A 22,010-nucleotide genomic window follows, 5' to 3' on the forward strand; every position below is an offset into this window, starting at 1 on the left:
AAAAGATTTAATCGTTAATAATAGTGTTTTCATGCAATACAGGGAATAAGGAATATCCGAAATTAGCGCGCGTTGTAGTCCGTCCATCCTTTGGCCTGTTTGGCTGATACAAAAGTAGAGGGTGGGAGGAGTAAAAGCAAGAGAATCACTACTCTTTACATACTTTTGCCGGAGGTAAATTATACGTTTGAAATACGTTTGCTGATTGCTAATATATTGATAAATAGTTGCATATGTAAGCATGGACTTTGTTCGTGTATAAAAATAGCCTTCCTGTTTTCATAGAATCAGCCGAATATAAAAAAGAGGGGAAGCGTTGGCTTCTCCTCTTAAAGATAGGTTTGTGAAGTATGTGATTACCTTCTTTCATTCAGCATTTTCGGTGTCGGGCATTCATGGTTGTCGATAGGAAGCTTCACTTGTTTCAAATCGTCCAATTCATGTATCGGCCTTTCCACTTCGTAAGGGGCACGCATACCCGAAAATTCCTGGAAGTATAGCAGGCAGGCATCTTTCCACCATACGGCATCACGTGCCTGTATCTTCAGGCGTGACTGTACATCCTTGAAACGTTCCGCATCGATATAGTTCTCAGCCAGATCCCATTTTTTCTGAAAGCTTCTTACCTGCTGTACACCATGATCGTAGCGATAGCAAAGCTCGTCCCATAAAGTACGTCCGCTCTGCATGGTGTGTTGCCAAGGGGCATGATGGAACCATAAGAGATACTCATCCGGACAAGTACGGATGTCATCGTAAAGGCGGCAGAGTGAATCGGGATATTGGGCTGTAGCATTGCTACCCGTATGACTGCGGTCGAAACCTATCCCCTGTTTGTCTGCTTTATGGTAGTAAGACGGCATCCAGTCGGGGCGTGCACCGGGCACGTCGCACCAAGGTTCCGGGCCGTAATGGTGTCCCCATGCAAAGAGGTGATGCAGCCCGAGTGGCATCATATAGTCTACCACAGCCTCGCGGCTTTCCATCATCATGTTATGTATTTCATAGGCAATGGGTGCATGTTTGGGATTACTTGCATCGAAGAAAGTCTGTTTCAGCCATTCTTCTGCGATTGTTCCCGATGTCAGGGAAGGATTCCAGGCCATGCGCCCGAAAGCGTACCAGTTGGCTTGGGCGAAAGGATGGCCGCACCAGTTTGTATCCGTCCCTATATTGGCAACGCCTGCTATGGCTTTCAGTGAAGACGGCTTCACAAAGTCGAAGAACTCTTCCCACATCGGGGCAAGATAGGCAAGGTGATTGGAGAAGCCCAGATATTCTTGTGTAATCTGGAATTCGACCATCTGCGGAGTCCGGGGCATAGCGCCGAATAGAGGACTATATGGTTCGCGAGGCTGGAAGTCGACCGGACCGTTCTTTATCTGTACGATGACATTGTCGCGGAATTGCCCATCCAAAGGCTGGAATTCCAGATAAGCTTGCTTAGCGCGGTCTGCATCCGTTGGGCTGTAGACGAAAGCGCGCCACATGACAATACCTTTATAGGGCTTCAATGCATCTGCCAGCATATTGGCACCTTCGGCATGTGTACGGTTGAAGTCGCACGGGCCGGGCTGTCCTTCGGAATTGGCTTTCACCAGGAAGCCACCGAAGTCGGGGATGGTGCGATAGATCTCTTTGGCTTTCTGCTTCCACCAGGCGATGACATCTTTGTCCAAAGGATCGGCTGTGGAAAGCCCGCCCAGTTGCATGGGGGAGGCAAAGTTGATAGAGAGATATACCTTGATGCCATAAGGACGGAATATGTCTGCCAGAGCCTTTACCTTTTCCAGATATTCAGCGGAAAGGATTTTTGAGGAAGCATTTACATTGTTCAGTACCGTTGCATTGATTCCGATGGAGGCATTGGCACGAGCGTATGCTTCGTATCTGTCGGAGAGTGTGCCGGGCAGTTCTTCCCAGTTCCAGAGAGATTTGCCGGCATAACCACGCTCGATACTGCGGTCGAGGTTGTCCCAATGATTGAGAATACGCAGGTCATAGGCAGGATTCTCCGTTATTTCCCGGTCTGTTTCCGAAGGCTTTCCCGTTGCTTCCTGATCGGCGGGCTTTCCGAAGTTCTGCATTTCCTGCAGACGGATCAGGTGATAGGCAGCATAAAGCAAGCCCGTTTCGCTGGGAGAAGTGACGGTGAGTTTTCCATTTACCTGCCGTATGCGGAAGCCTTCGGAAGATAGCTGTTTGTCTTTCTTCAGTACAAGCGTAACGGGGAGCCCTTTCCATGCCTGTTTCAGTTCACGGACAGCTATGTTTAGTGTCGGAGACTGGCGAGGCGTTGTAATCTGTGCGTGGGCATCTGTCGATTGCCGGAGCCACAAGCGGCTGCCGTCTTCCGCGGATACGGGTCCGAGTAAACAAGATAATAAGAATAAAGAGAGCAGTTTTTTCATAAACAAAAAGTATTGGTTGGTTTATTCATCGGCGGGGTAGCGTACTCCCCATTCGCGGCGTAAGTCATCCATCATGCGCATGATGCGCAGGGTTTCGGCGTGAGGCATATAGGGAGATTCGAGCCACCCGTTCCTCAGAGCTTCCATGGATGCATATACCTGGTATTCGTATCCGGTGATTTGTGGCGGACAGTTGTAGACAACTGCCGTCTTATAATCTTCCGTTACCACCCTGATTCGTTGCGGATTGTTGATATTTTCAATGATCAGATGCCCTTTGTCACCGGAAATGATGCCTTGGCGGTCGGTCATACTCAGCATACTGCTGTGCAGTACAGCGATTTTCCCATCCTTGAATGTAAGAGTTATACTATTCTGTGCATCGACTCCGGTATCGGTCTTTACGCAGGTAGAGGTGACACGCTCTACGTCCGTCCCGAAAACCATGGAAGCAAAGTTCAGTGCATACACTCCCAGGTCGAGCAGAGCCCCGCCTGCCAGTGCCGGTTGGCGGAGGCGCTCACGGTTGCCGATTGGGTAACCCAGATTGGCAGACAGCGTCATGGGGCGTCCGATGATTCCACCGTTTACAAGGTCATTGATGGTTTGCGATAGAGGCATATAACGTGTCCAGATAGCTTCGGTGATGAAGAGCTCCTTTTCTTTGGCAAGATTCAGCAGTTCTTCCGCCTGGCGGGCATTGGCGGTGAATGCCTTTTCGCATAAAACCGCTTTGCCTTTCAGCAGACTCATACGTGCATGTTCAAAATGGTGAGAATGGGGAGTGGCAATATATACCAACTCCACCTCTTCATCATCCAGCATTTCTTCATAAGAACCGTAGGCACGGGTGAAACCCCACCGGTCGGCAAAGTCACAGGCAGTCTGCAACTGGCGGGAAGCGACTGCATAAGCTTCTACTCCCTCCATTCCTTCGAGGGTGATTGCCATCTTTTCGGCAATCCACCCGGTACCTATAATACCTATTTTGACAGTATCCATACTCTATACTCTATCGGGCAAGGGTTAATCCAGTCCTTCAATGGTGATAATCTTCCCTTCGGCGTCGTATTCCAGTTCGCATACTTTCAGGCTGCGCAACCAGGTGCGTCCGCCGGAAGGCACACTGTCGTGATGGAACAGATACCATTTACCCCGGTATTCCACAATGGAGTGGTGGGTAGTCCAGCCTACCACCGGAGTCAGGATTACTCCCTGATAAGTGAAAGGACCGTAAGGATTGTCGCCGATGGCGTAGCACAGGCGGTGGGTATCACCGGTAGAGTAGGAGAAGTAATACTTTCCGTTATACTTGTGCATCCAGCTTGCTTCGAAGAAACGGCGTTCGTTGTCTCCGGCTGTCAGCGGTTGCCCGTTTTCGTCCAGGATCACTACGGCTTTAGGTTCTTCGGCAAATTGCAGCATATCCGCACTGAGTTTGGCAACGCGTCCGGGGATGGACGGCTCGTTGTCTGCGGGGAAAGTAGCTCCACTTTCCAGAGCTTTGTTGTCGCGATAGCGTTGCAACTGTCCGCCCCACAGACCACCGAAGTACATGTAGTAGTTACCGTCTCCATCATTCAGAACGGCAGGGTCCATGCTGTAACTTCCGCGCATCGGGTCGGGTTGGGGAATGAACGGACCTTCGGGACGGTCGCTGATGGCAACACCGATACGGAAGATATCATTCTGGTCTTTCAGGGGGAAATACATATAATATTTGCCGTCTTTCTCAGCTACGTCGCAATCCCAGAGTTGGCGTCCTGCCCAAGGAATATCTTCGGTGGTGAGTACCAGGCCATGGTCTACGATTTCACCTTTCATGGGGGCATCGGTAGAGAAGACGTGGTAGTCTTTCATATTGAAATGGTCACCGTTGTCATTTTCGGGGATACCGCTTTCCCAGTCGTGGGAAGGGTAGATGTAAAGACGGTCGTTGAACACATGCACGGCAGGGTCTGCCATATAATCTCCGGGTACCAAGTATCTTTTTTCTTTCTTCATGACTCTATAATTTAAAAGGTTAATATTCTTATTTGTTTCATCTTATCGAGAAAATAGTTTCAGCTTGAAGAAGCTATAATTTTGCGATCCACTCAATAGGTATGTGGCGATCTACCAAAAATGAGTGTTCTCTCTGTTGATCTTTGCCTCTAATAGCCTCCTGTAGCATAAATGCCGACCATGGTTCCGGTAAAACCTCCGGCTGTCTGCGTGCTTATCAGGTCGGCGGAGGCGGGGTCGCCTACTTGCGTCCAGTTACCTTTAGGACTGGTGGAGTAGCTGAAGGTATAGTTTACTGCATTATCTCCTTCTACTTTCAGATATACTTTTTCATCTGTCCGGGTTAGCGGGCTGTTTGCCTGGCTGCACAGTCTGCCATGGCTGTATGTTTCCAGAAGCATGACGGGTTTGCCGTCTTGGTCCAATGTCTTTCCGAAGCGAATATAGCAATTATCATCATGGAAACAGATGATACCCGCGAAATCCTTCGGCTGTTGTGGCACGAAGTCCAAGCCGGTCTGAGCTGTGAATGTCCAATTGTTAATCCAGCGGCCGATGGCGGCAGGCTGACGTTTTTGGTTAAGATCAGTGCTGCTGGCGGTCATTTCCAACTGCCCTTTGCTGTTTATATCATAGCAGGGCACCAGTGGAGTGCGGATGAAAAATGCTTCTTTAGCCAGTCCGTTTGCTGTCCATAGTGGGGCAGGACCGTAGGAGCGGTCGGCGGTATAAGTGATGACATCACCCTCAGGAAGAATAATGGGTTGATTCTCTTTCCAGGTCACCGGGAGCATGAAAGTCTCGCGTCCCATCACGTCGTGACCGTTGCGGTAGGGGCGGACGCCGAGGAAGACAGCATACCAGTCGCCATCGGGAGTTTCCACCAGATCGGCATGACCGACGCAGGTAACCGGGTTGGGACGGTCGCCCGGCAAGCCGCGTTGCGTCAGTATCGGATTGATGACACAAGGTTTGAAAGGGCCGAATGGAGACGCAGAGGTGAAGATCACTTCCGAGTGGTTGGGGCCTGTTCCACCTTCGGCAGCCATCAGGTAGTATGTGCCGTTGATGTGGTAGAGGTGTGGACCTTCTATCCAGCTGGGATGCTGGGTTTTGTCTACGCCCCCATCAATAATCATTTTCTGTTTTCCTACGGTACAACCGTTTTTCCAGTCAAATTCGCGTATCCAGATAGCGCGGTGACCGTCATATTCGGGCTTTCCTGCCGGACCGTCATTGTTCACAATGTATGCTTTCCCGTCTTCGTCGAAGAGAAATCCGGGATCGATGCCGCCCACTTCGGGCAGGAAAGTGGGATCACTCCAGTTTCCTTTCTTCGGATCATCCGTGGTGACGAAGAAGTTGCCGCCACCGTCTACGGCTGTAGTGATCAGATAGAACAGTCCGTTGTGAGGATTGTATTTGATGTCCGGAGCATAGATACCGCCACTGATGCGCAGGCCGTCGTACATAGGCAACTGTGAGGGGCGGTTGAGGACGTAGCCCAGTTGTTCCCAGTTCGTCAGATCTGTGCTGTGCCAGATGGGTACGCCGGGGTAGAAGGCGAAAGAGGAGTTGACCATATAATAGTCGTTTCCTACGCGGCAGATGCTCGGGTCGGGGTAACAACCCGGTAACACGGGATTCAATGTACCCGGTGTGGTAACCTGATCAGTTGCTTTATCGGTATCCTTGGGAGCTACCGTATATGTGAACTCATCGAACACGGCCTTTTTAGGTTCCAGAATTTCTTTCAGGAAGGGCTTAGGCTGATAGTTACGGTCGAAGAGTAGGGGATATTCCCGTCTTCCCGGTACGGGCCAGTCATTCTTCCAGGAGTCACCGTCCGATACTCCCCAGGCGGTTACGCGTGTAATGACGTCCGAGTGCTTTATGAAAAGTTCCATGAACGATTTCATACGTGCATTCCACAGATTGGAAACACTATCCGGCAGAGCTTCGGGATAGGGATTTAAGGCTTTCTCAAAGGCTACTTTGTCGGCAATATTTGCTCCGCGGTTTACGGTTGGCAAAGCACTCATGTCCCATTCCGTTATCATCACTTTAGCGCCTGTAGAGGCAAAGGCGAGAAGGCTGGTTTCATATTCACCTATGCTCGGGTAATCCAATCCCATGTGTCCCTGCATACCTATGGCATCTATGCGCAATCCTTTTTCTTTGAGTGAATTGACCATACGCACCACTGCGTCTCGGCGTCCCGGTTCGTGCATACCGTAGTCGTTGTAGTAGAGTTCCGCTTCCGGGTCTGCCTCATGTGCATATTGGAAAGCCAGCGGGATATATTCTTCTCCCAGTATCTCGTAGAACTTGCTTTTGCGGTAGCTTCCGTCTCCTTCGATGGCTTCGTTTACTACGTCCCAGCCTTTAATGCGACCTTTGTATCGGCCCACGATAGTATGAATATGGCTTTTCAGTCGCTCTTTCAGGACTTCGGGTGAAACATTTTTTCCTTCGGCGTCTACGCAGAACCAAGGTGAGAGCTGGGAATGCCACACCAGGCAATGCCCGATGATGAACATTCCGTTATCCTCGCCGAACTTAACGAATTCGTCTGCCAGGCTAAAGTCATATCTGTCTTCTTCCGGGTGTATCACTTCACTCTTCATGCAGTTTTCGGCCACAATGGAGTTGAAGTGGCGGCGCACTACATCGACTGCGCTGGTGTCGCGCCCCGCAGCCTGTTCGGAATTAATGGCGACACCGACAAGGAATTTATCACCGAGAATGTTTGTTAGAGTCGGGTCTGCTGCAACAGGTTTATCACTATTACAAGACATTAATGCGGCAGCACAAACTGATAATGCTAAATACTTTAATTTCATGCTATAATTGGTATGATTTGGTTGCTGAAGGGATTTACTCTTAATGTACGGGTTATGAGTTAAATGATAAATAATCTTTTAGACGCGGATGGCGCTAATCACTTATCACCAAACACTAATCACTTTTGTTCTTTTCTATACCATTATGAATAAATCCTATCAGCCTTTACACTTAATAATCTTCTTTACTTCTGCGTTCCGTCAGTTCAGCCTGCATCTCTTCATTATACTTCTTTGTAATAGGATAGAAGTACAGCGCTATGACGCCGATGAAGAACGTAACGGCCGGAATAATGCTGGATGAAAGCACGATACCATGAATAGCCGATTCGCTTTGTGCGATCCCTGCGCCCGATACATAACCGAAACCGGAGAGTAGGAAACCCAATATAGCGCCGCCAATACCCAATCCGGCTTTCAGTGCAAATACCACACCTGCGAACACGAAACCCGTTGCACGGCGGTGATTGACATATTCCGAATGATCTGCCACGTCAGCAATCATAGCCCAAAGCAACGGAACGGTAGGAGCGTATGCCAAACTCTTGAGGAAGTTCAGGACGAACATCGTCTCTACATCCGTCTCATTCGGGAAATAGAAGAAGGCGGTGAACACTGCCGTCAGAGCCAAACAAACGATAAATACCGATTTCTTTCCGAAACGGTTGGCCAGGAAACCGGACAGGAAGATAACGCCGAAGAACTGTACCACTGCTCCCAGCATGTTGAACACACCGAAGCCCACTTCATAAGCCTTTTCAGGACTGCTGACAATAAGACCGAAAGCATTCAGTATCGTATAGCCCACCGAATCACTGGCCTGTGTAGCCACCAATCCCAGCTTATCGAGGAAGGCAAATAATGCGCCCGAATCCACATAATTCTCAAAATAGTAGTTCATAGCGCTTCCCCACATGGCAAGGGTAGTGAAAAGGAAGAGCGTCAGGATGAACATAGCCCGCCAGGGAATATTCTTGAATACATCCTTGATGTCTTTCCGGGTATCAGTTTTCTGATTTGCCGGCGGTGTGATACGTTCGCGGCTGGAGAAGAAAGTAATAACCAGGAACACGAAACCGATGACTGCGAATAAGGAAATTGTGCACAGCCAACCGTGCCCCTTATCACCGCTTTCACCTGCGAACTTGCTTACCAACGGGAGCGTCAAGCCCTGTACCACAAACTGCGCAATGGTAGCGGCAACGAAACGGATAGACGTAATGCTTATACGTTCCTTGATGTCACTTGACATTACACCACCCAACGATGCGTACGGTGTATTGTTGAACGAGTAAAGCGTCATCAACAAGGTATAAGAGATTGTAGCGTACACCGCTACCAAACCTTTATCCTCGATGCCGGGATTGTAGAATGCCAGCACATAGAACACCATGAACGGCAATGCGGTCCAGAGTACCCATGGGCGGTATTTGCCCCATTTGGTTTGTGTCCGGTCGGACAATATACCTACGGTAGGGTCTACAAAAGCGTCCACAATGCGGGCAATCAGCATCACTGATCCTGCAATGGCGCCTTCCAGACCGAAGACATCGGTATAAAACTTGGTTTGATAAATCATCATCATCTGGAACACGAGGTTCGCAGAGCAATCTCCTAAACTATAGCCAATCTTCTCGGCCATAGACACTTTTTGACTTAGTGCGTTCATAGTGCTGTATTATTCAGTTATTAATAGTCAGTAATCAGTTGTTCGTTTGCTGTTATCCGTTTCCGGTTGTCCGTCATTTATTATTCTCCAGCGCACTTTCTGCTGCGCGTTGTCCCAGGGTTTTCTTATCCAATGGATGTATATCGTTCCATTCGCCCAGGTCACTGTTGCGGATAAGTCGGGTGTTCCGGTTGGTTTCAGCTACTTTGGCCTGTTCTTTGCGCATCTCAGCCCAGGCTTGCCGACCGCTGACGTCATCTCGGGACAGGAAGTCTGCCAGTTCTACAATGTAGAAAGGTAATTCCGGGTTGCCGAATGTGCTACGCCAATCAGCAATCATAGCTGTCAGTAGTGCGGCGTATTCATTGCGGCGGTCTACATTGGACTCTCCCTGATACCAGAGTACACCACGGATACCATAGTTTTGTAACGGGGCAATCATGGCATTGTACAGGCATACCGGCTTGTAACAAAAGAACATCATTCCCGGAGCCGGAGGCATGGAAGCACCTAATCTGTATTTCCATTCTCCTTGCAGGCTTACTTCTTCATTTCCGCAAACAATTTTATAAGGCTTCTCCTTTACAAAGTGCGGATAACCGTTATTGCTGATGAGGCGTATGGTTACTGTATTCTTTCCTGCTTTCAACACACCTGCCGGAATGGTATAGATGCGTGGAGGATACTGGTAGGAAACAGTACCTACGAATGTACCGTTCACATAGACGGAGTCTGCATCTACGATGCAACCTAAACGCAAGGTCGCTTCTTTTCCGTTCCAGTCTTGCGGTACTTCCACTTCCTTGCGAAACCAGTGCGAACCGTTTATCGGATTCAAACCGTTGGTTCCCCAGTCAGTAGAGAATAGATCAACGGTCTTCCAGTCTTTATCATTGTAGTTGGCGGCATACCAAGGTGTTGCTTCGTGCAGTCCTGCATCTCCCCGGTATAGGGAAGTGTTCCAGCGATAGAAGCTCAAACCTTCTGTCTGTTTAATGCTTTTCAGATAGGCATCATCTTCATATTGCCGTTTATCATTAATATACTTCGGAAATTCTTTCAGTCCTTCTTCGCTTATCCATGCCTCAACGGGAGTTCCGCCCCAACTGGAGTTTATTAGTCCGACGGGTATGTTGTTCTTTTCATACATGGCTTTGGCAAAGAAATAGCCCAGAGCGGAGAAGTTCATGACGTTTTCCTGCGTCAGTGGTTTCCAGGCAACGTAATCCGGCAAGTCCGTTTGCGGTGCATGGAAGTTGAAGAGATTGGCTACTTTCAGTTGCCGTATATTCGTGTTCTCGTAAGCGGAGATTTCATCACGGAACATATCCGTAACCCGGCTGACGGGCAGTTCCATATTGGATTGACCGGAGCATAACCATACATCTCCCACCAGAATATCTTTCAGTTCGATGTCATTTACTTGAAGGATGTAAGGCCCGCCGGGTTTCATGGCAGGCAGGGTGAGGGACCATTGGCCGTTTTCATCTGCTGTGGCTGTGTAAGTAGCTTTTAGTTTCCCACCTTTTACACCTGTAGGGGTGGCGTTCTTCAAGAACTTTACCTGTACGCTTTCTCCGGCATCTGCCGTACCCCATACCTTAATGGGTTGTTCGCGTTGTAGTACCATTCCGTCAGAAATCAAGGCAGGTAACTTTACCTTTGCGTTTACCATGGAAGTAACGCAAAGGCAAAGTAACACTGCCAGACTCAACCTAACTTTATTAAAACTAACCTGATTCATATCTAATTTATCTTTTTATTCACTACTTAGCTACTACCTACTTATACTCATACAACTTCACATGAAGTATCTGGAAATCTCCCACTGAGATGCGCACATGGCGCCCTTGATGGTCTTGATCACCATTCAGACGGCGGATGTAAGAGAGCGTACCGTCCTCGTTTACTTTCACTTCATCTACGGAACCGATGCCGCATCGTGCCCCTTTCCACATCACCTTATCACTTACCACTCCATCACCCTTTCCTCCTGCCTGGGCAAATCCGTCTTCGCCCAACGCCCGGACTTTGGCCTGATTTTCTGTAGCTTTCTCAAACTCGATAACGATACCGCTACCTGCCACGATATACTCATTGGGTGCCAGTCTTAATAATACACCTCCACCTTCGGGCCATACACTGCCATCGGTGGCACGCGCATCCCAGGGAAGAGTAAAGAAATGGCGACAGGTTATCTTCAGATCATCCTGATAAATGATACGTTCTTTATTTTCCTGATCGAAGAGTAATCCTTTCATTGCGCCTTTACCCTGATACTTAGCGAGCAGAGGCATGAACTCTTTCAGCGTACGATAGCTTTTCACCAACGGAGAGTTGGGAGAGTCGGAACCTCCTTCGATGGAGAACGGGCTGATACCGATGGCATCATGTTCACCAAAGATATAGAAAGCTCTTACTCCATTATTGTCTGTCAGTTTGATTTCGGGGATAAACAACGGGTTGTTGTGTAATTTATATTTAGCTACCCAGTCTGTAAAGCCATTGTCGTACAGGTCGGGAGCAAGAAGGTCGATGTTGGGCGCTCCGCAATGCCATATATCAATAAGGTGTGCCAGCGGACCGGCAGAAGGATATTCTCCCGGCTTCCGGTTGCGGCTGTTCATGGCAGCGTTCACGTATAGTGGAATATTGTAGATGGACCGGGCGCTTTGTGCCATTCTTTCCACATAGCGGGCGTAGTGCCAGGCCATAAATAATTCATCGGTGTAAATATCGGCTCCGAATACTTCTTGCCAGGTGCCTTGCTTCTTGCTACCTTGGCTTTCCCATTTCTCAAGCATTTGGGGGTGGAGCGTTTTCTTATTTTTCTGCAAGTAACTCATTAATTCAGCGGGCACCGGTGCATTGAACAGTGCGTTGGCCTCTTTAGAATAGTCTCTCGCATCTTCCAGCATACCTATCTCATTTTCTATCTGTATCATGATGACGGTACCTTCCTCTTTATCAATGGCTGCGACGTGTTCCATCCATTGAGAAAAAGCGCGGTTATCGGCTTGGAATACATTTTCAGAGAATGCGCTGGCTATTTCGAGTGGTTTTCCTTTTTGTGTATAAGCACGCGGGTATTTCTTATAGTTTTCTTTGAACCAGAGGGGAGCGTAGCAACTCATGGAGTTCTTCCAGGCACCGAACCAAAGAAAAATTACTTTCAGATCGTTCTGCCGGGCTTGACGGATGACTTTATCTGTGAGGGTGAAGTCGAATTGTCCTTCCTGCGGTTCTATCAAATCCCAGTATGCGGGAACGAGTACTGTATTCAGTCCCATCCGTTGCAGCTTCGGGAAGATACGTTCGATATCTTCTGTGCATGCTGCCGATGAATTTCCTAATTCACCGCCTAAAATAAGAAATGGTTTGCCGTCTACTACTAATTGAGTAGCGGTGCCTTGTTTCTGTAATGTACTCTTTTGAGCATTTACATACCCAACTGTCATTACACTCAAAACTAAAATTAAAATCCAATTCTTCATCGTTTGTCTCTGGTATTGATTTGAGATGTTTTCCATTGCAACAAAGATAGTGAGCTATAATTTAGAAAGCTTTTCGCAGTGTTGCAGAAAACTTCATTTCGGTTACATCATTCCTCAATGATGTTACATAATTTTTTGTTTATCGTACATTTCCCTGTTTCAGGGGGTAAAATAGGTGTTTTTACCGTATTCGGGAATAGTTTGGTAAATGGTTTGATGAATGGAATCCGGTAAGGCCGGAGCCTTACCGGATTTCCTGTCTTCACACTTTATTCAGCCGGAGTTTCTTCTCCTTCTGTTTCATACGCATTCTTCCAGTCGTCACCGCTGAAATCTGCACTGATATCTTTTCCGGCAATACCATCGCATACGCCTTTATAGGCATGTTTGCGTTCATAGTTTGCGTCGAAAAGGTTCGGTGCATCGCCTGACAGCCAATATTCATGTTCTGCGGCATTATCGCTCAGCGTCCAGATGGTAATACCTGACTGCTGAGATTCAGGAACGTTTGCTTTGTATGATTCAAAGATCATCTGATAAACGTTGGCCTGAGTTGCCAGTTGTTCGGCAGAGGGGCTGGATGTTCCTAATGCTACATCCAATTCTGTTACGCGAACCAGTTTTCCGGTGGCAGCCATTGTCTTGAACATGGCATCTATTTGTTCTCTTGTGATACTGGAAGCAGTCACGTGCATCTGGGTTCCTATACCGTCAACGGTTTGTCCATTGTCTTCGATGTAATTTACGAAGTCTATCAAAGCTGCAAGCTTACTTGGGTTTGTCTCCAGATTGTAATCATTAACATAGAGCTTAACGTCGGCAGCTGCATACTTGCGTGCATATTCAAATGCTTTCACGGCATATTCCTTACCGATGTAGTATCCCCAATAGAAGTGATCGTTTGCCCAGTTCAGGTTCAGACCGTTTTCTTCGTCTTCTACCGGTGCAGTGTCCGGCGCGTCATCACCATTACTCATGAAGTTACCGTCTATGCCACGCCATTGATTGTTGTCCGCAATAGGTTCGTTGATGACATCCCATTCTTTTACGCGTTCCATTCCCTGATGTTGCAGCATACCTTTAATCCATGCTTCCATTGCACCCAGTAAAGCGGCTTTTTTCTCTTCAGGAGTCTTCAGTTTGTAACTTATGCCACCGGCGCGGGTTGATGCACGTAAAGTCTGGGCTGTTGCAGTTTCTTTCTTTTCACCGAATTTGAAATTGTCAATGTAGTAAGTTCCGGCAACTTTTCCGTAGTTGATGCAGAGGCGAGCTATACCTTCATTCTTACAAACAAATTCGCCTTCAATAGGTATCCACTGATCAACGGCTGTTGCAGCACTTACGTATCCTTCACCGTTACCGCCATTGGCGTCTTGTACCTGGAGTGTGAAGTCGGGATTGATGACGGTTGCCTTTACCATAGCAGAGTACATGTAGGTCTTTCCAACGGTTAATGTCTCTGGGAATGAGTGAGCGGTCTGAGCACTCCAGGAATCTCCATCGGAAGGATTGACCATCACCATGCAGTAATCACTGTTGTAACCTTGTCCCTTTTCTGAGATAGTACGGGTAGAGCCATTACCCCAACCGAACCATGAGCCGAGAGTTCCGTCTTCAAACTTTCCGTCGTCTATGATATTGATCATCTTTTCCTCTATCTTCTTTCCGAACTTGAAATCATCCACCCATACCGTGCTTCCCGGTGTTCCGCCGAATTGGATGCCCACACGCTCGATGTCCTTAGTGTCGCTCTCTGCATAGGTAAATTCGCCTGTGCAGCGGATCCACTCGGAAGGTGCCGTAAATGTATCTTTGTAGATGCCCCCATAAGAAGAGTTCTGGCCTATGAACTGAACGGCTATGTTCTGATCCGATTTCACCCAGAATGAGTAAGCGTACGTTACTCCTATTTCGAGCATTCCGGTAGGCCAGAACAGCTGGCAGTCATAGTTCGCATTTGATTCGCTGGTCATGGTGAAGCGAATGGCGTAGTCACTGTCATGGCCCGGCTGCTCTACGGCATAGTTGTATTTGCCCCATAACCCTGTCCATCCATTTGCATTGCCTCCTTCAAATCCGTAGTTGCTGACAATATTCTCGCATACATCATCATCACCTACCTCAACGACAACTTCCGGTGCGATCAGTGATTTCAAGTATGTCTGTTTTTGCTGAGTATGCCAGAGGAAGTTATGCCCATATATCTGGATGTCGGCCGGAACCAGGTTCAGGAATGCGTCGATTGTTGTGAAATTCAATTCACCGTTCGCTTTCACTACAGCCGAATGTTTCATGGCGTTTCCGGTTGTAAACATCTGGAAGTTAGCATCGGCTATGGTTCTGTATGCCGCATCGTTGATGTATAGGTCGGCTCCTAAGCCAAGTCCTACATTCATGTTAGGAGCATATTGTGCCACATACGATTTTATGTAGTCATAATTTGCTATCTTTTCCTTTAATGCAAGGGGAATGTCGGAGGCTGTGATACTTCCGTCGGAGTTTTTCCATTCCATTATCTGGTCATCGCAACTACTCCATGTCAGTGCGCAAGCCATCAGTGGAAGAATAATTCTATTTAGTTTCATAATTCTTAATGTTTAATGGGTTTCTACTGAGTTTATTCCGTAGTTTCTTCATCTTCAGGATAATCGGAGATTGTGACAGTCTTGTAAGGTACTACACGCCAGTTGTCCAAATAGATACGGCTTGAGAAAGCTGTGGATGTGATGCTTACATCTTGGTAAGTAAAGTCTGTATTGACAAATCCCATACCGAAGTTTCTGTAAGTGGCGGCATTGCGGTCTTCTACCACATTTTGGAATACCGGGCTTTCTTTATCTTCTATCATGGTGGCGTATTTGTTGAACTGGCTAAACGGAATAGTTACAGTTTGCCAACCTGTGGTTGAGAATGGAACGATAGCACCTTCCTGAATCCAGGGAACATAGAATGCCACCTGATTGGAAGCACCATCATCGTCGGAACCTATACCTCCGAAATTGAAGTTGTTGAATAAGCATATTTGCAGATGTCCTGTGCCGCTCCATGCTTCGGGCACATAAACGTCGAATTGCAATGCTACTTCGGTCAGTGGGGTAGTTGCCGGTATATAAGAATACATACGGCTCCAATCATCTGCTGCATCGTCATTGCCGGCTGTCCAACATTCGGATACACGCGGTTTGCCGGATATAACTCCTGCTTTTAATAAACGTTCGGGAACAATCTGAACGCATTTGCCACGTCCGCTATCATAAGGATCTTCTACAAGGTCGTCAGCATTTATCATCGAACCGGTTTCGCTCCAGCTCCAGAACCCTTGGCTGCCATTGCCATCGAAATCAAGTATCATACAGTCTGCAAAGTTGAAGTAAGCCGGAGTGGCTGCCTGTCCGTTGGCGCCTTCCGAATAGATGGAACCGCTTCCTGAATAGTTTTCCGGCATGATGAATGAATACCATTCACCGTCTTCATCACTTTCAATGTCGGCTGTGATTTCTATTCCGCCGGGCAGGGTTACTTTGGTGGTTTCCTGTAGGCCGGTGCCGTATACGGTTACTTTCTCCTTGTCCTTAGGTAAAGTATTGCTGATGCCTGTTATGGTAGGAGATGCTGCACGGATGATGAAGGGGTGCTCCAGCGTGGCGTCATCTTTTACAAAGCGGATCTTATTGCGGTCTGCCTCTTCAGCGTCTTCAACGGGGGTATTGCTGTTGATCTGAATCAACATGGAGTGGTCGGTTACGTAGGCGCGGTTAAAGTAAGTCTCATATCCGTTGATGTAGACTTTCTTCATGCCATAGAGTCCGCTACCTTCTACACGGATCAACTGTCCGAGGCGTGCGAAAGTAACCGGTCGGTCGGGTACAGACGATTCATAATCTTCCAGATAGATCTGGTCAACCACAATCTTTGTGCTTTGGTATTTGCTGTCAAAGTATTTATCCTCCTCATTGCATGAGGTGAGGCCTGCGGCCAGGCATGACAAGCATAATATCCATATATATTTTAAGCTTTTCATATCTTCTATAGTTTGTTAATCATTGAACAAATCATTTTCTGTGACTTCTTTTGCACCGAATTCGTAAGCTACCGGGTCGTTATTCAGAAGCGGATTACGTCCGCGGTCTACATCCGAGATAGGCAGTGTCAGATTGGCCGATGTAGCGGTTGAAACTCCGGTTCCGTCAGAAGTCTTTGCATACTGGCAGGCTTCTGTTTCATCCCATTCGTAACCGGCATTACGCTCCTGGCTGTTGAGGTAGTTCACCACTTCCTGTTGCTGGTAATAGGAACGGCGCAGCAGATCGTACCAGTACTGTCCTTCCAGAGCAAGCTCGATGCGGCGTTCGTAATGGATATCTGAATATGTGATGGTTGTCAGGGACGGCATACCGGCACGTTTGCGCACCGCATTGAAGGCGTCACAAGCTGCTTGTTCGCTGGTCGAAGCATTATTTCCAAGAATTGCTTCGGCAAGATTCAGATATACTTCTGCCAGACGCATCATGTAGGTATTCATTCCACTGCTTTGTGCATAGCTTTGGCCATTGTCGTCAATTTTACCTATCACGTATTTCTTGAAGTTACATTTGTTGTCATAACCGGTTTCGGTGACGTTATACGTGTACCCTCCGTTCTTGGTGTTGAGATCCGGATAATATTCACCTACGGTGGCGATAGTGTAATGGCGGCGGGTACGGTCTTGAGGATCGTAAGCGCGTACAAGGTCATAAGAGGCATAGGTGGCATTACCCCAGTTCTGTTCGCTTACCATAGTAGACCAGCCAAAATAGGTTGATATGGAATTATTGCATCCCCAACCGATGGCATCCGTGCTACCCTGCAACCACTGCAACTGGAAGATGGCTTCACTGTTGTTGTTGCATGTGCTTGGTGCGAAGAGGTCTCCATAGTTGTCGAGAAGTGAATACGGGCCTTCTTCGATCACCTTCGTGGCGGCTTTGCGCGCCATATCCAGATAGTACGTGTTGCGCGAACCGCGGTTGAAATCAGTAGCTATATTACTGCCGTTGTATTCGCCTTCAGTAGTCAAACCTGCCATAGAGAGATACATACGCGACAGAATAGCGTAAGCACTGTAACAAGTGACGCGACCTACATCAGATGCTGTCTTGCTGAGGTTGACTGCTGCATATTCGAGGTCGCGGATAGCGAATTCTATCACATCCACACCACGGTTGGCAGGAACCACAGAGTTATTTACTTGTTCTGCCGTATTTTCATAGATGATACCTTTGTTCCATAAAGAGCCGATGTACCAGTATGCCAGTCCGCGCATGAAGCGTGCTTCGGCATAAGCTTGTACTTTGGCTTTTTCACTGACTTGCGGACCGGAATAATCCTTAATATTGTTGATGGCGTAGTTGGATTGTGCCACTACGGAGTAGAAAGATCCCCAGGCATCTTCAAGTCCCGGACTCAATGCTGTTTCCGTAAAGTTAGTATAAGGATAGATATAGTCTGACCAACGGGCGGTGATGTTGTTTGCACGTCCGTCTCCCATGCTATAGTAGGCTTTATCATTAAAACTGTTCCACACATAGTTATAAAGCGGTGCGGTAGCTGCTTCCAGAGCCTCGTCAGTGTCGAAGAAGGTCTCTTGGTTGGCACTGGTGGTATTATCGTGTGTCAAGAAGTCCTCGCAGGAACTCAATACCAATGAACCGGCCAATGTTGCTATGATTAATATCTTATTTTTCATACGTATAATTCTTTTAAAGGATTAGAAGGATATGTTTAATCCGAATGTGTAGATGCGTGGCGAAGGATAACGCCCGTAGTCCACACCTGTCATTAATGCATCTCCATAGATGGCACCTACTTCAGGGTCGAGGCCTTTGTATTTGCTCCAGGTGTATACATTCTGTATGTTGGCATAGATTCTCGCATTGTTGAGGAAAATCTTGTTTATCCATTTCTTGGGGAATGTATAGCCGATGGAAATATTCTGGAGGCGGATGTAAGAAGCGTCTTCTACAAGCATATCGCTGATACGGGTGAAGTTGTTGTTAGCATCCGATTCCTGCAAAGCCGGCAATGTAGTGGCAGAGCCGTTTACTACATGGAGGTTACGATAGTCGTCATTCGGACCGTTGGGGTCTATCAAACCTATCTGTGCATAGTTCAGCGAAGATTTGAGTATGTTGCCGTTGGAGCGGGGATCTTCAATACGGTAGCGGGTCAGATTCAAAGCCTTGTTGCCGTAAGACCCCGAGAAGAATATTGTCAGATCGAATCCTTTGTAAGAGAATGTATTACCGATACCGTAAGTGAACTTTGGTTCCGGGTTTCCGATGTAGGTACAGTCTTCGTTGTTGATGACCCCGTCACCGTTGCGGTCCTCATAGATATAGTCGCCTATCCACGTACTGTTCTTGGCAATTGTATTACCTTCGGGTATGGCTACTTGCTTCACGTTGCCATCGGCATCTTTGTAGTAGAAATCCGTCGGTTCATCGAAACGTCCGATTACTTTGTAGCCCCAGAATTGTCCGATAGGCTGTCCTACGGTCGTTTTGGTTACGATGTAGCTTGCGGAACTGGGTTGATAACTCTTTTCAATGGAAGAATTGTCCGTATCGAGTTCCAGTACTTTGTTACGGTTGAGTGAGAATACGAGGTTGGATGTCCATTGGAAATCCTTGTTTGTGATGTTAGTCGTATTCACGGTAAGCTCGATACCTTTGTTCTCAAGAGAACCTACATTACCCCAAGGATTGGAAGCGGCACCTTGTCCACTTGAACCGAGATAGGCGGGCAAGGGGAGTTGCAGCAACAGATTTTTAGTCTTCTTATAATATACATCGGCGATTACTTCGATACGGTTCTGGAATAAACCGAGGTCGATACCTACGTTATAAGAATGAGTAGTTTCCCATGTCAGGTCAGGGTTGGCGGTATTGCCTGTCAGTACACCGGTTCCCCAGGGAGTGGTTTTGTAAGAGAGCAGTGCCATATAAGCATAGTCGCTAACGTTCTGGTTACCCGTGGCACCCCAACCTGCGCGAAGTTTCAGGTTGTTGATAATTGCGTTGTTGCGCAGGAATGATTCCTGTGACGCACGCCATGCAAGAGCCACTGCCGGAAACCAACCCCACTTATTGCCTTTGGCGAATTTGGAGGAACCGTCCCGACGAATGGTAGCGGTCAGCAGGTAGCGTTCGTCAAAAGAGTAGAAGGCACGTCCGAAGAAGGAAGCGATGGAATTCACCACGCGTGAACCGGTGGTAGTGGAAGTGGTGACATCACCTGCACTCAGGTCGGGAGTTGTATTACTCAGGAATCCTGTGGCTGTACCTACTTGTGTCTCCCAGTTGGAGTGTGACATTTCCTGACCTACCATTACGTTGATGTTATGTTTTTCTGCAAACGTATTATTATAAGTAAGGATATTGCGCCATGACCAGTATTTGGTGTTGGTCTTGGTCCAACGTGAGGTACGTGTGTCGCTTGTTTTGATACCGAACTGGTAGTCTGGCTGATAATAATAATAGTTATTGAAGTTCCAGTCAGCTGATAATTCCGTCTTGAAAGTCAATCCTTTCAGTAGGTTTGCTTCCAGATAGGTATTGAAACGGAAGTTGGTTTTACGGTTATTGTTGGTGCGTATGGAAGCAAGTCCTACGGGATTTTCAGGCATCCACACATCGTCCGGACCGTCGAAGGAACCATCGGGAGATGTAACAGCGACCGTAGGTTGCTGTATCAGTGCGCTCATAATCGTATTATTGTCGGTACCGACATTTTGCTTGGATTCAGCAAACGAGAAGTTTACACCTCCGCGTAACCACGATTTGATTTCAGTATCGATATTGGCGCGCAGAGAAAGACGTCGGAAGCTGGACCCTAATGCAATACCGTCTTGATCGAGGAATCCGCCGCTAAAAGCATAAGTGGTTTTGTTGTTACCGCCACTGACAGAGATATTATGGCTCGTCATGAAGGCTTTGCTGAACAATTCGTCTTGCCAGTTGGTACCTTCGCCAAGTAAGTCAGGGCGTACGAAAGAACTGCTTTGTTCTACCAGACCAAGAGCCGAGCGGTCATTGTGATGCTGTGCATACTGTCGTAGATTCAGCATATCCAGTTGTTTAGGCATTTCCTGCCAGCCCGCATATCCGTCGTAGGTTACGGTTGCTTCGCCTGCCTGTCCGCGTTTAGTAGTAATCATGATGACACCATTGGATGCGCGCGAACCATAGATGGCGGTTGCCGAAGCATCTTTCAGTACGTCCATGGATACGATGTCCGACGGATTGATGCTTGATAAAGGGTTGCTGTTTTCATCGTCAGTAGCAGAGTCCACCACTACGCCGTCTATCACGAAGATAGGCTGGTTGGTGGCGTTCAGTGAGTTGATACCACGGATGCGGATAGAGGTGGACGCACCCGGTGTACCGGAGTTTGCCTGAATCTGCACACCGGCAGCGCGTCCTTGCAATACCTGATCGATAGAAGTCGGAACCGACTTCTTGATGGCCTGGTCATTTACCGATACCACCGAACCCGTCAGGTCCGAACGTTTCATCTGTCCGTAACCTACTACAACGACTTCGTCCAGCATCTCAGTGTCTTCCTTCATCGTGACATTGATTTGTGTCTTCCCGGCTACAGGAATTTCTTGTGTCTTGTAGCCCACAAATGAAATTACGATGGTACTGTTGGATGGAACATTCAGTGTAAAGTTACCGTCGATGTCGGTAATAATACCGTTGCTAGTGCCTTTCTGCACTACGCTCGCACCGATAACCGATTCTCCTGTGGCGTCCTTCACCACACCTTTCACAGTGATATTCTGTGAGAATGCCCATAGAGGTATCAGGCATAATAAGAATAGAAGCCCCAAAGGCTTAAAACAATAATTTGTGCATTTCATAACTGAAATTAATTTAGTTGGATAACAATAATATTCTCTTTCCTTAATAAAGATGTGAAGACATGTTTTTCATTCTCAAGTTTCCATATTTGCATTTATCAGATTAAAGGGTTAAACATTGCTTTTTCGTTTGTGACAAAGGTATTCTATAAAAAGAAAAAGCGGATATTTAATTGTAGCCTGTGTTACATTTAAATGTAACATGACTTTTCTCTGTGTTACAAAATCATTCGCTGGTGTTACGTCCCAGGTTTGTTGACGTCCGAAAGATAGAGAATTAAGTGATAAATCCCATATTCCTTTCACTCATATCATTTATTCCTTTCATCCGTATCAATAAGAGGGCTGATGCAAAAGGTGGCATCTTTTGCTGTAAAAGATGCCATCTTTTGTATCATTAGATGCCACCTTTCGATGTAAAAGATGCCATCTTTTGCAATAGATGTATAAGGCTTCCTGGCAAAAGGGTTTAATGTTCCGCTCCTTTAGGTATAATGCCGAAGAGATAAAGAGCATATATGCAATGGCTTCCCTGTCCATTTCGAAAGTTTTTCTTATCTTTGCTTGCCTTTAAGTATAAAATGCAATGAAAACAGCTCTTAATAAAATCCTCCTTATAGTCTTATTGCTATGTTTGACCGTCCTGCCTTTGGCGGCACAAACCGGTAAATTCTATTCTACTAACAA

The 22,010-nt window shown here is 47.3% G+C and carries 11 protein-coding genes; all 11 read right to left on the reverse strand.

Going from position 1 to position 22,010, the window contains the following annotated elements; genetic code table 11:
• Window positions 1-356 precede the first annotated feature (356 nt).
• The gene (locus tag K429_RS0118645) at window positions 357-2,411 is read right to left on the reverse strand and encodes an alpha-glucuronidase (protein ID WP_026367886.1); all 2,055 of its coding nucleotides are present in this window, start codon (window positions 2,409-2,411) and stop codon (window positions 357-359) included.
• A gap of 21 nt (window positions 2,412-2,432) precedes the next feature.
• Window positions 2,433-3,413: a Gfo/Idh/MocA family protein gene (locus K429_RS0118650; RefSeq protein WP_007212785.1), complete on the reverse strand. Its 981-nt coding sequence runs from the start codon at window positions 3,411-3,413 to the stop codon at window positions 2,433-2,435.
• A 24-nt stretch (window positions 3,414-3,437) separates the two neighbouring features.
• The gene (locus K429_RS0118655) at window positions 3,438-4,415 is read right to left on the reverse strand and encodes a glycoside hydrolase family 43 protein (RefSeq protein ID WP_026367887.1); all 978 of its coding nucleotides are present in this window, start codon (window positions 4,413-4,415) and stop codon (window positions 3,438-3,440) included.
• A gap of 149 nt (window positions 4,416-4,564) precedes the next feature.
• The gene (locus tag K429_RS0118660; RefSeq protein ID WP_026367888.1) at window positions 4,565-7,258 is read right to left on the reverse strand and encodes an endo-1,4-beta-xylanase; all 2,694 of its coding nucleotides are present in this window, start codon (window positions 7,256-7,258) and stop codon (window positions 4,565-4,567) included.
• A 172-nt stretch (window positions 7,259-7,430) separates the two neighbouring features.
• Window positions 7,431-8,927 carry an MFS transporter gene (locus K429_RS0118665; RefSeq protein ID WP_026367889.1) on the reverse strand — a complete coding sequence of 499 codons (1,497 nt, stop codon included), beginning with the start codon at window positions 8,925-8,927 and terminating at the stop codon, window positions 7,431-7,433.
• 73 nt (window positions 8,928-9,000) lie between these two features.
• Window positions 9,001-10,671 (reverse strand): sialate O-acetylesterase, encoded by a 1,671-nt coding sequence (locus K429_RS0118670; RefSeq protein ID WP_026367890.1) that lies wholly within the window; start codon window positions 10,669-10,671, stop codon window positions 9,001-9,003.
• Between the two features lie 37 nt (window positions 10,672-10,708).
• A complete protein-coding gene (locus K429_RS0118675) occupies window positions 10,709-12,421 on the reverse strand; it encodes a DUF5597 domain-containing protein (RefSeq protein ID WP_026367891.1) in 1,713 nt (570 codons plus the stop codon).
• Window positions 12,422-12,690: 269 nt separating this feature from the next.
• A complete protein-coding gene (locus K429_RS0118680) occupies window positions 12,691-15,009 on the reverse strand; it encodes an endo-1,4-beta-xylanase (protein ID WP_026367892.1) in 2,319 nt (772 codons plus the stop codon).
• Between the two features lie 32 nt (window positions 15,010-15,041).
• Complete coding sequence (locus K429_RS0118685) at window positions 15,042-16,445, reverse strand: glycan-binding surface protein (protein WP_007215512.1); 1,404 nt, start codon at window positions 16,443-16,445, stop codon at window positions 15,042-15,044.
• 15 nt (window positions 16,446-16,460) lie between these two features.
• Window positions 16,461-18,149, reverse strand: coding sequence for a RagB/SusD family nutrient uptake outer membrane protein (locus K429_RS0118690; protein ID WP_007215513.1), 1,689 nt, complete (start codon window positions 18,147-18,149; stop codon window positions 16,461-16,463).
• 21 nt (window positions 18,150-18,170) lie between these two features.
• A complete protein-coding gene (locus tag K429_RS0118695) occupies window positions 18,171-21,323 on the reverse strand; it encodes a TonB-dependent receptor (RefSeq protein ID WP_026367893.1) in 3,153 nt (1,050 codons plus the stop codon).
• Between the last annotated feature and the right edge of the window lie 687 nt (window positions 21,324-22,010).

Origin of the sequence: Bacteroides sp. 14(A) (assembly GCF_000526555.1) — a bacterium.
GTDB lineage: Bacteria > Bacteroidota > Bacteroidia > Bacteroidales > Bacteroidaceae > Bacteroides > Bacteroides cellulosilyticus.

What these genes read in the sequence shown, in the direction of transcription:
- K429_RS0118645 (WP_026367886.1), bottom strand. Translation starts at nt 2,411, where the DNA reads ATGAAAAAACTGCTCTCTTTATTCTTATTATCTTGTTTACTCGGACCC.
- K429_RS0118650 (WP_007212785.1), bottom strand. Translation starts at nt 3,413, where the DNA reads ATGGATACTGTCAAAATAGGTATTATAGGTACCGGGTGGATTGCCGAA.
- K429_RS0118655 (WP_026367887.1), bottom strand. Translation starts at nt 4,415, where the DNA reads ATGAAGAAAGAAAAAAGATACTTGGTACCCGGAGATTATATGGCAGAC.
- K429_RS0118660 (WP_026367888.1), bottom strand. Translation starts at nt 7,258, where the DNA reads ATGAAATTAAAGTATTTAGCATTATCAGTTTGTGCTGCCGCATTAATG.
- K429_RS0118665 (WP_026367889.1), bottom strand. Translation starts at nt 8,927, where the DNA reads ATGAACGCACTAAGTCAAAAAGTGTCTATGGCCGAGAAGATTGGCTAT.
- K429_RS0118670 (WP_026367890.1), bottom strand. Translation starts at nt 10,671, where the DNA reads ATGAATCAGGTTAGTTTTAATAAAGTTAGGTTGAGTCTGGCAGTGTTA.
- K429_RS0118675 (WP_026367891.1), bottom strand. Translation starts at nt 12,421, where the DNA reads ATGAAGAATTGGATTTTAATTTTAGTTTTGAGTGTAATGACAGTTGGG.
- K429_RS0118680 (WP_026367892.1), bottom strand. Translation starts at nt 15,009, where the DNA reads ATGAAACTAAATAGAATTATTCTTCCACTGATGGCTTGCGCACTGACA.
- K429_RS0118685 (WP_007215512.1), bottom strand. Translation starts at nt 16,445, where the DNA reads ATGAAAAGCTTAAAATATATATGGATATTATGCTTGTCATGCCTGGCC.
- K429_RS0118690 (WP_007215513.1), bottom strand. Translation starts at nt 18,149, where the DNA reads ATGAAAAATAAGATATTAATCATAGCAACATTGGCCGGTTCATTGGTA.
- K429_RS0118695 (WP_026367893.1), bottom strand. Translation starts at nt 21,323, where the DNA reads ATGAAATGCACAAATTATTGTTTTAAGCCTTTGGGGCTTCTATTCTTA.